Source organism: Burkholderia sp. MSHR3999 (assembly GCF_000833595.1).
Classification (GTDB): Bacteria; Pseudomonadota; Gammaproteobacteria; order Burkholderiales; family Burkholderiaceae; genus Burkholderia; species Burkholderia ubonensis.
On sequence record NZ_JRFO01000005.1, the window covers coordinates 635,466 to 649,368 of the forward strand.

At 65.7% G+C, this 13,903-nt stretch carries 13 protein-coding genes; all 13 read right to left on the bottom strand.

Annotation, left to right across the window (positions count from 1 at the left end; translation table 11 throughout):
• Positions 1–27 precede the first annotated feature (27 nt).
• Entirely contained in the window at positions 28–1,158 is a 1,131-nt protein-coding gene (locus KY49_RS16410) for a saccharopine dehydrogenase family protein (RefSeq protein ID WP_042585650.1), read from the bottom strand.
• Between the two features lie 106 nt (positions 1,159–1,264).
• Positions 1,265–1,420, bottom strand: a complete 156-nt coding sequence (locus KY49_RS37390; RefSeq protein ID WP_156162547.1) for a hypothetical protein — start codon at positions 1,418–1,420, stop codon at positions 1,265–1,267.
• 30 nt (positions 1,421–1,450) lie between these two features.
• A complete protein-coding gene (locus KY49_RS16415; protein WP_042585651.1) occupies positions 1,451–2,131 on the bottom strand; it encodes a c-type cytochrome in 681 nt (226 codons plus the stop codon).
• Positions 2,132–3,634: a flavin monoamine oxidase family protein gene (locus KY49_RS16420; protein WP_231636443.1), complete on the bottom strand. Its 1,503-nt coding sequence runs from the start codon at positions 3,632–3,634 to the stop codon at positions 2,132–2,134.
• A 66-nt stretch (positions 3,635–3,700) separates the two neighbouring features.
• Positions 3,701–4,666 carry a WD40/YVTN/BNR-like repeat-containing protein gene (locus KY49_RS16425; RefSeq protein WP_042585653.1) on the bottom strand — a complete coding sequence of 322 codons (966 nt, stop codon included), beginning with the start codon at positions 4,664–4,666 and terminating at the stop codon, positions 3,701–3,703.
• Positions 4,667–4,697: 31 nt separating this feature from the next.
• Positions 4,698–4,994: a hypothetical protein gene (locus KY49_RS16430; RefSeq protein ID WP_042585654.1), complete on the bottom strand. Its 297-nt coding sequence runs from the start codon at positions 4,992–4,994 to the stop codon at positions 4,698–4,700.
• 31 nt (positions 4,995–5,025) lie between these two features.
• Complete coding sequence (locus KY49_RS16435; protein ID WP_042585655.1) at positions 5,026–7,386, bottom strand: efflux RND transporter permease subunit; 2,361 nt, start codon at positions 7,384–7,386, stop codon at positions 5,026–5,028.
• Between the two features lie 63 nt (positions 7,387–7,449).
• Complete coding sequence (locus KY49_RS16440; RefSeq protein ID WP_042585656.1) at positions 7,450–9,291, bottom strand: DUF1302 domain-containing protein; 1,842 nt, start codon at positions 9,289–9,291, stop codon at positions 7,450–7,452.
• A 75-nt stretch (positions 9,292–9,366) separates the two neighbouring features.
• A complete protein-coding gene (locus KY49_RS16445) occupies positions 9,367–10,734 on the bottom strand; it encodes a DUF1329 domain-containing protein (protein WP_042585657.1) in 1,368 nt (455 codons plus the stop codon).
• Between the two features lie 344 nt (positions 10,735–11,078).
• Positions 11,079–11,492 (bottom strand): RidA family protein, encoded by a 414-nt coding sequence (locus KY49_RS16450; protein WP_042585658.1) that lies wholly within the window; start codon positions 11,490–11,492, stop codon positions 11,079–11,081.
• 17 nt (positions 11,493–11,509) lie between these two features.
• The gene (locus KY49_RS16455) at positions 11,510–12,343 is read right to left on the bottom strand and encodes a phytanoyl-CoA dioxygenase family protein (RefSeq protein ID WP_042585659.1); all 834 of its coding nucleotides are present in this window, start codon (positions 12,341–12,343) and stop codon (positions 11,510–11,512) included.
• A gap of 179 nt (positions 12,344–12,522) precedes the next feature.
• Entirely contained in the window at positions 12,523–13,143 is a 621-nt protein-coding gene (locus tag KY49_RS16460; protein WP_042585871.1) for a TetR/AcrR family transcriptional regulator, read from the bottom strand.
• Between the two features lie 40 nt (positions 13,144–13,183).
• Entirely contained in the window at positions 13,184–13,873 is a 690-nt protein-coding gene (locus tag KY49_RS16465; protein ID WP_042585660.1) for a hypothetical protein, read from the bottom strand.
• Positions 13,874–13,903: the final 30 nt, after the last annotated feature.

The following is a 13,903-nucleotide window of genomic DNA, read 5'->3' on the forward strand; positions in this document are numbered from 1 at the left end:
ATAGTGCGTGACGGCCCGGCGTCGACATCACAGTTGCGTCACGGTCGCGCGCGCAAGCCCGCGCTGCTCGAGGAAGCCGAGCAGGTAGCGATGCCCGAACGCCTTCGAGCCGGACGCGAAGCCGACCTTCGCGGTCTCGCCGTCGAGCAGCTTGATCACGCCGGCGGCATGAATGGCGCCCGTCGAGATGTACGGCGTGATCCCGTGGAGGGTTGCGCGCACCGACGCGAGCTGGCCGCGGCCGATCGCGAAATCGACGCTGCGCTGGATCGTCGTGCGCTCGCGCGGCGGCATCGACGGCGTGGTCGAATCGACGACCTGCTTCAGGATCGCGTCCTGTTGCTCGCGCGGCAGGTGCTTGTATTCGGCTTCCCACTTCTGCCCGAACTGATGCACGAGCTGCATCACGTTGTTGTCGTAGAAGCCGACGCACGAAATGCAGCTGCGCACGCGCGGATCGCGTTCGAAGTAGACCGGCAGCGACGTGCCGCCCCACGGCAGGCAGAACACCGGCTGCATGAACTCGGGCGCGGCGACGGTGAACGACGCGTCCGGCGCGTGGGGGGTGAGCTTCTTCTCCCACAGGTAGAAGGATTCGTGGCGGGAGCCGTCGAAGATCGTCGCCGTCGAGCCGACGCTCACCCCCGCCGCGCCGCGCGGGCCACGCGTCAGCGTCGCGGTCTCCAGCGCATCGACGCCCGGCGTCTCGAGCGCCAGCTCGGCGGCGATTTCGGCGAACGTATACATGTACGCATTCGACGAGGACGCCAGCAGACCGGCCTGCCGATACAGGTCGCCGAACTGGTCCCGCACGTTGCGGATGTAGGACTGCTCGCCCGTCGTGTCGAGATGGTGGCAGCCGGCCTTCAGTGCGGCTTCGACGCCGACGAGCCCGAAGTTGGTGAACGGCCCGACCGTGTTGCACACCACCTTCGCGCCGCGAAACGCGTTGACGAGCGAATCGACGTTGTGCTCCGCCTCGATGATTTCGTATTCCGCCGATTCGAGGCGCACGACGCGCTGCGCCATCATTTCCTTCGCCCGGCCCGCATTGCGCGCGACAGCCGTGAACGGGATGTTCTGGTCGATCAGCCAGTCCATGATCAACATGCCGGTGTAACCGCTTGCGCCATAGACGACGACGGGGTGCTTTGCCATGGTTTGTCTCCTGAAACTCGAGTGGTGATGAATCGGATCGATCAAACTTTGCCGATGTTGCCGGGACCGGATGCCGGCCGCGCATTTCTAGAACATATTGCCAATGTTAGGTCATCATGACAAACAAATGAGCGAACAAAAAGACCGGGTATTCCCTGCCCTGCCGACCTTTCGCGAACACGTCCGAACCGTCGCGCACGGCCGTCGCCGCGGCGTCGCAGGCCCGGTGCGCAACGTGGCGCGTGCCGCGAACCGATCCCATTTCGTCTGCCTCGTCGTGGTTGCGCCGGACCTAACGAACCGCGCCGTCCGCCTGCCCGGGCGACGCGCTGGCCAGGTAGTGCGCGACCGCCCGGATGTCGTCGCCCGACAGCGTCGCGGCTATGCCGTTCATCGCGCCGGCCGGATCCCTGCGCTCGCCCGTCTTGAACGCGGCAAGCTGGGTCGCGAGGTAGATCTCACCCTGGCCCGCGAGTCGCGGCGCCTGATCCCTGCCCGTCAGCGTCGCGCCGTGGCAGGCCTGGCAACTCCTGGCCTGGATCAGGGCCATGCCGCGCTTCGCGAGCGCCGCGTCGGCCGGAACGTCCTCGTTGCGGGTCGGGGTCTGCCGCGCGAAATAGGCAGCCAGCGTCTTGACCTGCCCGTCGTCGAGATCCCGCGCAAGCGGTCCCATATACGGGTTGTGCCGCTGCTCCGACGCGAACGCTCGAAGTTGGGCCGCGAGATACGCCTCGGGCTGGCCGGACAGCGCCGGATACCATGCATTGAGCGATTGGCCGCGTGCGCCGTGACAGAAGAAGCAGGTCTCCTGCGGCTGCGGCCACGGGCCGCCGTTGGTCTGGTCCGCTTCGCCGATCCGGCTCATCGCTTTCTCGAAACGCATTCCGTCAAGGATGTCGCGCCCATGGAGCGCGCCCGCGCCCGCCAATGCGACGATTGCCACGACGGCGCCGATGATCATTCCGCGCTTCATTTACACCCTCACGCTGCGTTGTGCCAGGTTGCCGAGCGCCTGCAGCGCCGCGCGGTGCCCCGAACGCACGGCGCCGTCCATCGAGCCGGCCCAGATGTCGGCGGTCTCCGTGCCCGACCAGATCAGGCGGCCCACCTCGGGCTGCAGGAACTTGCCCCATTTCGTCCAGAAGCCCGGCGGGATCGGATGGATGCACTGCAGCGTCCACGGATCGACTCGCCCCCAGTCGTAGTCGTGGAATTGCGTCGGGCGCAGCGCCTTGGCGCCGAACGCCTTCGCATAGATCGCCGATAGCGTCCGCTCCGCGGCCTTGGGCTCGGCGGGCAGCGAACCCGGCGCGACGAACGCGCTCAGCACACCGACCGAGCCGTCCGGCGGCGAGTTGTCGTAGGCAAGGAACACCGGGCCGCCAACCTGGAAGATCTGTCCGCAGTAGCCGTCGTCACGCCAGAACGGCCGTTCGTAGACGTGCACCGTCTTGCGCATCGGCGCGTTCGCGGGCCAGCGCTTCTGCAACTGCGAACGCCCTTCCGGCAACGGCGGATCGAACACGATCTGATTGCACAGCGCCGGGTTCAGCGCGACGATCACGCGGCGCGCACGCACGACGCCCTGATCGGTCTGCACCTCGACGACGTCGCGATCCCAGCCGGAGATCCTGCGCACGGGGCACGACAGCCGGACCTTGCCGCCGAGTTCGCGCGCCATCTTGGTGCTGAGCACCTGCGAGCCGCCGACGAAGCGCGTTTCCTGTGCGCCGCCCTTGATCGACTCGAGCTTGTTGTAATCGCAATCGGCGCTGTTGATCACCGACAGGTAGTGCAGCAGACCGAGTTGCGCGGGCGCCCCGCCGAGCGACAGCTTCGCGGCCAGCGCGATGAAATACCCGTCCTCGTATTTCACGCCCTGCTTCGCCAGCCATTCGCCGTACGTCAGCTTGTCCAGTTCCGACGCGCGCTGCGCATTCCACGGTGCGCCGGACGGCACGCCGCGCGCCAGTTCGCCGAGCTTCGCGCCGATCGCGTCGTCGCCGCCGGTGCCGCCGTGCAGATCCTGCGCGACCCGCGCGTCGCCCGCCAGAATGACGGACTTGCCCGCGTACCAGGTCGGAAACGTATCGACCTCGAGCTCGCGGGCGAGGTCGGCGATCGCCGTCTGGCCCGGGCCGATCCACTGGCCGCCGGCCTCGGACACGACGCCATGGCCCAGCTCGTGATTGAAGGTGCGCCCGCCGACCCGGTTGCGCGCCTCCAGCACGACGAACGAATCGCACCCGGCGCGGCTCAGGTCGCGCGCGGCCGTCAGTCCCGCCAGGCCGGCGCCGATGATCACGACGTCCAGCACATCGCGGTTCGCGGACGTCCCCGCGACACCCTCCGCCAGCGACACCTCGCCCGCAGCCAGCGACACGGCGCCCACGGCCGCAAGACGAAGGATCTGACGCCGGGTCTGCGTATCGGGCGAGTGCTGCCGATCCCGCCTCATTACTCCAAGGATTTTCATCGCACCTTTCCTTTCTCCGTTTTTATCAGGATCACTGATTCATCTACGCAGACAGGTCGAGCGTGCTCACTGCGACGCAAGCACGCCGTCCTGCGAAAACAGCAGCGGCTTTCCGCCTGCGCCGACCAGCGCCGCGGTCAGCGTCGCGCGGTCCGGGCGCTGCGCGAGCTCGAACGATTCGCCGTTCGCACGCTGCGTCAACACCAGCCCGTCGAGTCCGACCGCGAGCAGCCCGTTTCCGGTCGCGACGACGTCGGTGATCGAGCTTTTGGTGCCTGGATTCAACGGCGCCCAGGTCGCGCCGCCGTCGCTGCTCTGGAACAGGCTGCCGAGCAGCCCGCCGACCACGATCCGGCCGTCGGGCATCGCCACGCCCGTCCACAGCGAGCCTTTGCCGCCCGTCTGCAGGTAGCGCCAGTTCGCACCGCCGTCGGTCGACTTGAGCACGGTCCCCTGCTCCGACACGATGTAGAGCGCGCCCTGGCGATCGTCAAAGATGTGATACAGATTGCGGTCCGCCTTGCCGCCGCCCGGCGGCTTCGGCAACGTCGTCCGGGTCCAGGTCCTGCCGCCGTCATGGGTCTGCAGCATCAGCGACCACAGGCCGACCGCGATCCCGTCCCGGGCGTTGCTGAAGATGACGGAGAACAGCGGCTGGTCGACCGACGTGTCGATGCGCTGCTTCTCCCACGTTTCGCCGCCGTCGGCGGTCGCGAGAATCACGCCCCACTGGCCGACCGCCCAGCCGTGCTGCGCATCGGCGAACGTGATGGCCGACAGGGTTGCCGACACGGGCACGCGCCGCGACTGCCGCCACGTGCGCCCATCGTCGTCCGACAGCAGGATCACGCCGTGCTCGCCGACGGCGACGACGCGCCGGCCTGCGTGCGTCGCGTCCGTCAGCATCATGCGGGTGGGTGCGGCCCACGCGTGCGCCGGCTTCGCGGTCCAGTCGGCGACCGTTCCATGGGATTGCGCGAACGCCGCCGCGGCGGCACACAACGCGGTACAGGCAACAAGGGTCTTGATCATGGCTGGGCCTCCGTAGTGGTGTTCGCGGACGTCAGTGGGTGAACAAGCCAGCCAGGCCGAACCTCGCATCGCCGACCGCAACGGCCGGCAGCGGAGCCGACACCGGCACGCGCGGCGCCTGCCGCCAGGTTTTGCCGTCGTCGTCCGACACAAGAACGACGCCGTTCGCGTCGACGGCGGCGATGCGCGCGCCGGCGCGCGGTGTATCGCTCGGCTCGGTCCGCGCGCGGGTCGGCTTCGCGGTCCGGTCCGCAACCGATCCATGGAACGGCGCGAATGCCTCCGCGGCGGCGCAAAGCGCGGCACAGGCAACAAGAGTCTTGATCATGGCTGGGTCTCCGTAGTGGTGTTCGCGGACGTCAGTGGCTGAACAAACCGAGCGCGCGCGCCGGCTTGCGGCGCGGGAACCAGCGCTCCAGCACCGAGGCCAGCGCGGGCAGCGCCGTCATCGCCATCAACAGGTTGACGAGGAACATGAACGCCAGCAGCTTGCCCATGTCCGCCTGGAACTTCAGCGCCGAGAAGCTCCACGTCGCGACGCCGATCGCCAGCGTGATCGCCGTGAAGATCGTCGCCACGCCCACTTCGAGCATCGCGTGCTGGACCGCCTTCACGATCGTCTGGCCGCCCGCGAGGTGCACCTGCAGCCGGTTGTAGATGTAGAACGCGTAATCCACGCCGATGCCCACCGCCAGCACCATGACCGGCAGCGTCGCGACCGTCAGCCCGATCTGCAGTTCCTTCATGAACCAGTAGCCGATGAAGGTCGCGACCGACAGCGGCACGCAGCACGCGAGCATCGCGCGCCAGTCGCGGTACGCGAGGAACACGAGGATCAGGATCGCCGCGTACACGTACAGCATCATCGGCAGCTCGCTTTTCTCGACCTCGTCGTTGGTGGCGGCCAGCACGCCGGCATTGCCGGCCGCTAGGCGGATTCCGATGCCGGGGAACGGATGCGACGCACGGTATTGCTTCACGTCGTCGAGAATCCGGTTGATCGTCGTCGCCTTGTGATCGGTCAGGAACAGGTGCACTGCCGTCATGCTGCAGTCGCCGTTCATGAAGCCCTTGATGCGGCCGGCGTCGACCGACACTGCCCCGTAGTTCTCGGGGGCGATCGGCACGACGTTCATCTTCGGATAGTCCTCGTTGTAGCCTTGGTTGTAAGTGCGCAGCAGCGCCGAATACGACTGCACCGACACGACACCCGGCTCGGTGCGCATCGCCGCGGTGAAATCGTCTTCGTACAATCCGACCGCCGGGTTGTCGCACGCCTTGCCGCTCGACTCGATCGCGACCGTGAGCCAGTCGAGGCCCATGTCGTAGTTGCCCGCGATCGAGGTTGCATCGCGGTTGAAGCGCGCGTCCGCGCGCAGCTCCGGCGCGCCCGGCTGCAGCGTGCCGATCACGCGGTCGCGGCTTTGCCACGCGGCCAGCGCGAACACCGCCAGCGTCGCCGCGACGGTCACGCCTGCATGCTTCGGCTGCGCGATGCGTGCGAGCCCGCGCAGCCACGCCGAGCGCCGCTCGCCGCGCTTCAGCGCGCTGTCCGCATAAGTCTTCGAGAAGTTGAAGCAGGATGCTGCGACCGGCAGCAGGATCAGGTTCGTGACGATCTTGTACGCGACGCCGAGCGACGCGGTGATCGCGAGCTCGCGCACCATCGGAATTGGAATCAGCAGCAGCGTGATGAACGACACGAACGCCGTGATGAGCGCCAGCACGCCGGGAATCAGCAGGCCGCTGAAGCTGCGCCGCGCCGCGTCATACGAGCTGTGCCCGTGCGAAATCTCGCGCACGATGAAGTTGACCTGCTGCACGCCGTGCGACACGCCGATCGCGAACACCAGGAACGGCACCAGCACCGCGAGCGGATCGAGACCGAAGCCCAGCAGCTTCAGCGTGCCGAACTGCCAGACGAGCGACGTCAGCGAGCAGACGATCAGCAGCACGGTGAAGCGAACCGAATGGCAGTACCAGTAGACGGCGAGCGCGGTCAGCAGCAGCGCGACCCCGCAGAAGCCGAGCACGGCGGTCGCGCCGTCGGCGATGTCGCCGATCTGCTTCGCGAAGCCGATGATCTGGATCTCGTAGCCGGCGTCCTCGAACGGCTTGCGGATCTGCTGTTCGAGCAGGCGGTTGAACGCGACGTAGTCGAGCACCTTGCCGGCGCGATCGCGCTCGTTCAGCTCGGCCGTGATCATCGCACTATCTTCGTCGTGCGAGACGAGCGTACCGACGTAGCCGCCGAGCGTCGTCGCACGGCGGATATTCGTGACGATCTCCGGCGTCAGCTGGTCGGGCGTGATGGTGCCCGAGATGATCGGCTCCGCGCGAAACCCTTCGTCGGTGATCTCGTTGACGAACGCGTTCGGTGTCCAGAGCGACCGGACGCCGATCCGATCCACGTTCGGCAGGTAGGTGACCGCCTGCGTCACCTTGTACAGCCGCGTCAGCCCTTCCTTCGTCCAGATCGGCCCCTTGCGGGCGCGCACGACGACGGTGATCCGGTTCGCGCCGAGCAGGTCGTTTCGGTATTTCTGAAACGTCCGGATGTATTCATGGCCGATCGGCATCTGCTTCTCGAAGCCGGCGTCCATGCGCAACTGCACGGCGAACGCGGCCATCGCGGCGGTGAACAGGCCGATCGCGGCAAGCACGATCGCGCGATGGCCGAAGAAGCCTCTTTCCAGACGGCTGACTAGACGATTGAGCACGACATTACCCCTTCAAGTATTCCGGCGGCGCACGACGTGCGCCGTCTCCCATGGGTTCCCCCGTCAGAAGTTCCGGGTCACGAACAAGCCGACGAAATTGCGATCCGCGTAAGGCTGGCCGACCGTGTTGTGCCCGCCGAAGAACGCCGCGAAGTTGATGCCCGCCTGCCACTTCGGCGGATTCTGGTTGAACAGCACGTAGACGTTCACCGATTTCGCGCCCTGCATGTAGTTCGCGCTGAACGTCGGCGTGTAGCCGTAGAGCCCGGTGGTGAAGGTCACACCGGGCGTCACCTGCCAGCCGGGAATCAGCGAGCCGTCATACGTCCAGTTGAAGTCGATCGTCGCGCCCACCGAGCTCGACGTGCCCTGCCTCGCCGTGATCGGATAGCCGAGCCCCGAGTTGTTGTTCAGCCAGGGGAAATAACCGGTCGCCGGCACTTGCGTGACCGGCTGGCCGTTGATCGTGCGCGTCACGCTCGACCCGAGGCCCGGGTAATAGATCCACGTCAGTTCCCAGGTCAGCGCGGCGGAATCCGCGCCGAGCAGCTTGAGGAACGGATACTCGCTGCGCGTCAGCGCCAGCAGGCCGTTGATGTCGAGCTGGAATTTCTTCTTGTCGACCCATTGCCGGCACTCGGTCCCCGGCACGCCGTTCGTGTTCAGGTCGAGCGGGCCGCCCGCGCCGAAGCAGCTCGACAACGCGACCGCGTCGCGCGGCCGATACGACAGTTCCGTGCCGATCGCCCACGGGCCGAGGCCGAAGTTCGCGCTGGCGCCGAACAGCTGGCGGTTGCCGAGATACGACCACTGCGCGGTGCCGTTCGCCAGCGTCGAGAGCACCGGGGACTTGTCGATGTAGTTGATGTAGTAGAACGCGAAGTTCGCGTCGAACGAGCGCGGCGAGTAGTTGAACTTCACGCCGAATTGCGGCCGGTATTTCGCGGGCAGCTGTGTCGAGACCGGAATGCCGATGTCGTTGAACGGCGGCCCGGCAAAGCTGCCGTTCACGAGCCCGTTCTTGATGCCGTCGAGCACGCCGGAGTTGCCTGCCGCGCCGCCCCCGCCGATCGCGTTCGCAATCGTGCCCGCACCGGGGCCGGCCACGTTGAGGTTGTTCGTGTTGATCGTGAACGGTTCGGCGCCGCGGCCGAAGACGTTGGCCAGCGACCAGTACGAGCCGACCGGCGGGTAGCGGTTGCCGTTCCACTGGAACTGGTAATAAGCCTCGGTGCTGAACCCGTGGGACAGATCCGCGGCCACGCTCAGCATCGGCGCCGGCAGCAGCGCCTGCTTGAGCTGCGTGCCCGGAATCAGCAGCTTCTGGGTGTCGAGCGAGTTGGTCGTATTGATGCCGCTCTGCGCGAACACGCTCTCGCCCCAGTTGATCACCTGGTTGCCGAGCCGCACGTGCGCGTTCCTGCCGCCGATCGTGAAATCCTTCTGCGCCCACAGGTCGAGCAATTGCGCGTTGTAGACCACCTGCGCGGACGCGGTGCTCGACAACGGCGTTCTGGCCGTGTTTCCGGCCAGGAAGTCGTACATCCCCGTGCCGCGCACCATGAACTTCAGCCCTTCGCTCGGCATCTTCAGCAGCAGTTCGCTGGTCGCGCTGATGTACGTGCTGAACGGCTGCCCTTTCCGGTAGTTCAGGTCGCCGTTGTCGCCGTAGCCCCACTGGTTGGTGTTGGCCGCCGCGCCGCACCCGTAGGCGTTCGGGTCGCCGGTGAGCGAGCAGCTCGGGCTCTTGGTGCGGATTCCCGCGCCCGCCGTGAGATTGGTCACCCACGAACCCTGGACAGCGCCTTCTCCCATCGTGAAATCGTATCCGTATGCACTCGACGTCGCCGCACCCAGCACGGCAATCGAAATCGTAGTATGCCTAACGACCTGCTTCGCTTTCATCGCCCCACCTCACCCAAACCGGATGCCGACGGCGCTCGCGCACGTCGGCTCTATTAATTATTTATGCCGCACGCTTCAGCGATCGCTGACCGAGCGCAGCGATTCCGCCGTGAAGAAATCCGGCTTGAAGCGCGGATCGTTGACCTGCTGATACCAGCGAAGGTCCTTGCCCTGGCCGATCGTCGACGAATCGACCACATAGCGTCCGTTGATCAGGTCGTACTGCACGAACGGTTCGTTGTCGCAGGTGCCGCCCAGCTCCCACACCGGGATCGGGTAGCTCTCGCGCACCTTCCACAACTTGCCCTGCGCGTCGTAGTCCTCGCCGACGAGCGCGAGCCAGCTGTCCTCGTCCAGATAGAACACCTTCTTCGACGCGACGTGGCGCGCGCTCGGCTTGACCGTCGCCTCGACCACCCACACGCGATGCATCTCGTAGCGGCGGTGGCCGGCTGCGATGCCGTTCGGCGTCGCGACGTCACGCAGCTTGGCGTTGAAGGTGTACATGCCGAACGCGTTGTACGGCACGATCATGTCCTTCTTGCCCACCAGCTTCCAGTTGAACCGGTCGATGGGTCCGTTGAACATGTTCGCTTCGTCGATCAGATACTGGTTCTCGAAGCCGATCAGCGGCGCATCGTGCGTATAGGCCGGCATGCGCCTCACCCGGCGTTGCCCGGGGAAGTAGTAGTACGTTTCCGAGACCTTGTCGAAGTACTGGCGCTGCACGAACGCCTGCCCGGCCAGCGCCGCCGGCGAGTTGGCCGTGAAGTAGGCGGCCAGGCTGAGCTGATCGACGTCCTGCGGCGAGCTCTTGCCCAGCTTGCCCGACGGGAGGAAGAAGACCTGCGGGCCGATCCCGTCGATCCATTCGCTGCCGCCCGGCCGAGGCGAAATGGACGTGACGTCCAGCGGCCATTCGATGCCTTCGCCGCGATACCGCATTTCGTAGTTCAGGATGGCTTCGGCGCCGCTCTTCGGCTGCGGGAACGGCACGCCGGGCAGAATCGCCGACTGCAACGTTTCGCCGTTCGACGCGAGCTTCGCCGACGCCAGGTTCGCCTTCGAATTCTGTTCGACGACTTCCGGGAACTGGCATTCGCGATGCGACGGATAGACGTCCATCCGATAGCCCTTCTGCTGCTTGATCAGCTGGATCTGCCCCGGCGTGAGCTGGCTCGCGTACTTGTCGACGTTCGCGGCGTCGATCGAATACAGGGGCTTTTCGTTCCGATGCTTCCAGAATTCGCCGCGAACCTTCCCGTATTCCCAGCCGGAGGGCGTCGCCTGCCGGCCGGCGAAGGCGGGCACGGTGCCGTCCTTGTTCGCGCCGCGTTCGGCTCCGACCGGCGTGAGATCGTCCGCCGCGGCGGTTTCACCGGCCACGAGCAACAAGGCCGCCGCGATGACCGACACGGCTCCGAGTGTGTGCTTCTTCATCATGAGTCTCCTTCCGATTCCACATTCATTCGCCGTTCGCGCCACTGACGGACGGTCGGCGTTCGTTCCGATCCGGTTGTTCGGCCAACCGGCCAAGCCAGTTTCCGGCGGCGCCTTGCCTCGCCCCGGTCGATCGTCAAACCGGTAAGCGCCCCGCCGGATATTCGTCACGCCAATACTCAGGACTGCGACTTTTATCGGTCGCATGATCGAAATATGTTGGAAAAGCGCGTCTCACTCCATAGGCACTCCACTTGATTGCGCCGGATCCCGACCGGCCCGGCGCACCCTTCCCGACCTGCCGGAAACGGCGTCCGCGACGCCGCTCCGGCCGGGCGGTTCACGGCTCAGTCCGCACCCGACCCGGCGACCGCCACCGCCCTGATTTCGACGCACAGCCCCGGCAGCGCGAGCTGCGTCACGCCGACCGCGGTCCACGACGGATAGCGGTCGGGAAAATATTCGTCCTTGACGGCCGCGAAGGCCTCGGTTTCGCCCTGAAGGTTGGTGTGGAAGGTCGTCAGCTCGACGACGTCGGCGAGGCTCGCGCCCGCCTCCACGAGAATCGCCTTCAGCGACTCGAAGGCGATCCGGGCTTGCGCCTGCACGCCCTCGCCCGGCTTCATGTCCGCGCCGATCCCGACCTGGCCCGACACCCAGATCGTGTCGCCCACGCGCGTGGCCGGCGCGAAATGGAAGGCGTCGTACCAGGCCTTGAACCCGGGCGGGATGATCGACTGACGTTTGTTGCTGGTTGCCATGAGTTGAACTCCTTTGTTCAGACGAGTTGGCGGAAACAGGGGGCACGGAACGGATCGCCTGCTTTCAGCGACGCCAGCTCCTCGACAAACAGCACACCCGCCGGCGTAAAGCCCGACGCGCTGTTTTCGGGCAGCGGACTGAAGACTGCGTCGTCGCCGAAGAAGCGCAGCACGAGCGTGTGGCGGTCCGGGAAATCGGCGTCGACGACGCCGCCGCCGTGCAGCACGCCGGGATGCAGCAGCAACACGTCGCCCGGCTTCGTTGCCCACGAAATGACGTCGTAGGCATTCGGATCGGCTCGGCGCGCCGCTTCGATATCCGGCATCCGCGGCCACACGCCGCCGCCATGCAGCGGCTCGGTCGGATCGTCGGCGTTCTGGAACGTCGTGCCGTCGTGACGCGTGCCGCGATGCGAACCGCGGACGATCTCCAGCGCATTGCGCTTCGGGACGGCCTCGAAGCTGATCCACGCATTGCCGAAGTGCTTCCCCTCCCACGGCAGGTACGACGTGTCCTGGTGCCACAGCGAGCGAGCGCCCTTGCCGCCCTTCTTCAGAAAGAGCTCCTCGGCGAAATACCAGACGTTCTTCGAGCCCCACAGCTCGGCAAACAGCTTGCCGATCGGCAGCTTGCCGACCAGTTCGTCGAGTCGTTCCTTCGCGTACGGATTGGCGTTGTCGACGTGCGATTTGAACTCGGTGCCGTCGAGCATGCTGGAAGCCATCGGCCCGGGATTCTCGATACCCCAGTCGAATGCCGCCCGGCACATCGCCAGCTGCTCCTCGTTGAGCAGGCCTTCGATCAGAACCGCTCCGTCTTCCGCGAAAGCCTTGCGCTTGGATTCGTCCATCGGTCTTCTCCTGATGAGTCGAATGAGAGCTCGGTCGCGAATGCTTCCGGTGTTGCTCTCATAGAACATGTTGACAATGTTAGGTCATGATGACAAAAACAAAAAAATAAAAAAGACAGGGTATTCCCTGTCCTGTGCAGCGTGTGGTTCAGGAAGAAACGAATCGACCCGGCGCGCGTTCAATCAGGCATGCGATCGAACACCGCTCGCGCAAAGAAGCCTGCCAGCACCGCGTCGGCCAGCTCGTCGGTGACACGCTGCGGATCGACGACGTAACAGGACTGCACGCCGTCGCACAGCCCCATTAGCCCGACCGCCAGCACCTCGGCGGGCAGCGGCAGCGGCGCCCCCGTGCGTTCCGCGAGACCCGCGACGTACGCCGTCATCCGGTTCTGCCTGTCCCGCAGAAATGCGTTGAAATGCTCGCGGAACCGCGCATCGCGAACCGCCTGCAGTTTCGCTTCCATCCACATCAGGAACGACTCGTGCCGGCGAAAGTGCTGCCGATAGTGCGCGAGTGCCATCCTTTGCATCTCGTCGCGGGGCCCGCCCGCTTCGAGAATCCGCTGCAATTCCGCGTTGATTTCGTCGCAATCGCGCTTGAGCAACTCGAGCAGCAGCTCGGTCTTGTCACTGAAATTCGAGTAGAACGCGCCGCGCGTGTGGCCGGCCAGTATCGCGATCTCCTCGATGCTCGCCGCGCAGCATCCCTTCTTCAGGAACACTGCGCGCGCGGCAGCCAGCAGGCATTCACGCGTCCGATCCCGCTTCTGCACCCGGGTCAGGCGCGGCGGCTTCACGCTCGCGCCCCCGGCTTCCGCCCTCGGCGGCGCATCGTACTCACGCAAGGCGATGCCGCTCCCGCGCCGACGGGACGTCCCCGACGCGATCCTTCCGGTTGGCGCGCTCCAGCGCGCAATACGCGTAATAGAGCGAGGCCGTGACGTACGACCACGTGACCAGCGCGAGCACGAAGAAGTTGAACACGACGTTATGCGCGTCGCCGGGTATCGGGTAGAAATCGTAGATACAGGCGATCACCTGCGATGCGACCAGGGCCACGGTCGTGGTCACCGCATGAAACAGCTGCCCCGCGGCCAGCAATCTCCGCACGAAGTAAGCCAGATAGATCGACAGGAGCGCCCACATCGCGACGTAGAAGTAAGGCAGCACCCTGGCCATGAAACCGGCGCCCACCAGCACGGCGGTTCCCGCGAAGGACATCGCGAACAGCGCGACATCCTGGCGCGCCGACGGCTTGTAGCCGTGCGTCACCGCCATCAGGCCCGCGACGGCGACGATCGGCATGCCGAACCCGCGGGAAAACGCATCCAGCACATGCGAGACGAGCCCCGGGATCTCGAAGCCGGTTGCAAAATAGATCAGCGCATTAGTCGAGGAAACCGTCACGATCAGCCACTCGATCCCCAGCAGGTAATTGCGCTTCTTGACGAACTTCCAACCGTAGATGCACGTCGTCGTCGCCAGCAACGCACTGGCCAGGCAAAGCACGAAAGTTCTTTGATCCATGACTAAACTCCCTCTCCCGATTGCACAAGA

Excerpts from the sequence above, each read along its gene's own strand:
- KY49_RS16410 (WP_042585650.1), bottom strand. The coding sequence starts at position 1,158 with ATGGCAAAGCACCCCGTCGTCGTCTATGGCGCAAGCGGTTACACCGGC.
- KY49_RS37390 (WP_156162547.1), bottom strand. The coding sequence starts at position 1,420 with ATGGGATCGGTTCGCGGCACGCGCCACGTTGCGCACCGGGCCTGCGAC.
- KY49_RS16415 (WP_042585651.1), bottom strand. The coding sequence starts at position 2,131 with ATGAAGCGCGGAATGATCATCGGCGCCGTCGTGGCAATCGTCGCATTG.
- KY49_RS16420 (WP_231636443.1), bottom strand. The coding sequence starts at position 3,634 with ATGAAAATCCTTGGAGTAATGAGGCGGGATCGGCAGCACTCGCCCGAT.
- KY49_RS16425 (WP_042585653.1), bottom strand. The coding sequence starts at position 4,666 with ATGATCAAGACCCTTGTTGCCTGTACCGCGTTGTGTGCCGCCGCGGCG.
- KY49_RS16430 (WP_042585654.1), bottom strand. The coding sequence starts at position 4,994 with ATGATCAAGACTCTTGTTGCCTGTGCCGCGCTTTGCGCCGCCGCGGAG.
- KY49_RS16440 (WP_042585656.1), bottom strand. The coding sequence starts at position 9,291 with ATGAAAGCGAAGCAGGTCGTTAGGCATACTACGATTTCGATTGCCGTG.
- KY49_RS16445 (WP_042585657.1), bottom strand. The coding sequence starts at position 10,734 with ATGATGAAGAAGCACACACTCGGAGCCGTGTCGGTCATCGCGGCGGCC.
- KY49_RS16450 (WP_042585658.1), bottom strand. The coding sequence starts at position 11,492 with ATGGCAACCAGCAACAAACGTCAGTCGATCATCCCGCCCGGGTTCAAG.
- KY49_RS16455 (WP_042585659.1), bottom strand. The coding sequence starts at position 12,343 with ATGGACGAATCCAAGCGCAAGGCTTTCGCGGAAGACGGAGCGGTTCTG.
- KY49_RS16465 (WP_042585660.1), bottom strand. The coding sequence starts at position 13,873 with ATGGATCAAAGAACTTTCGTGCTTTGCCTGGCCAGTGCGTTGCTGGCG.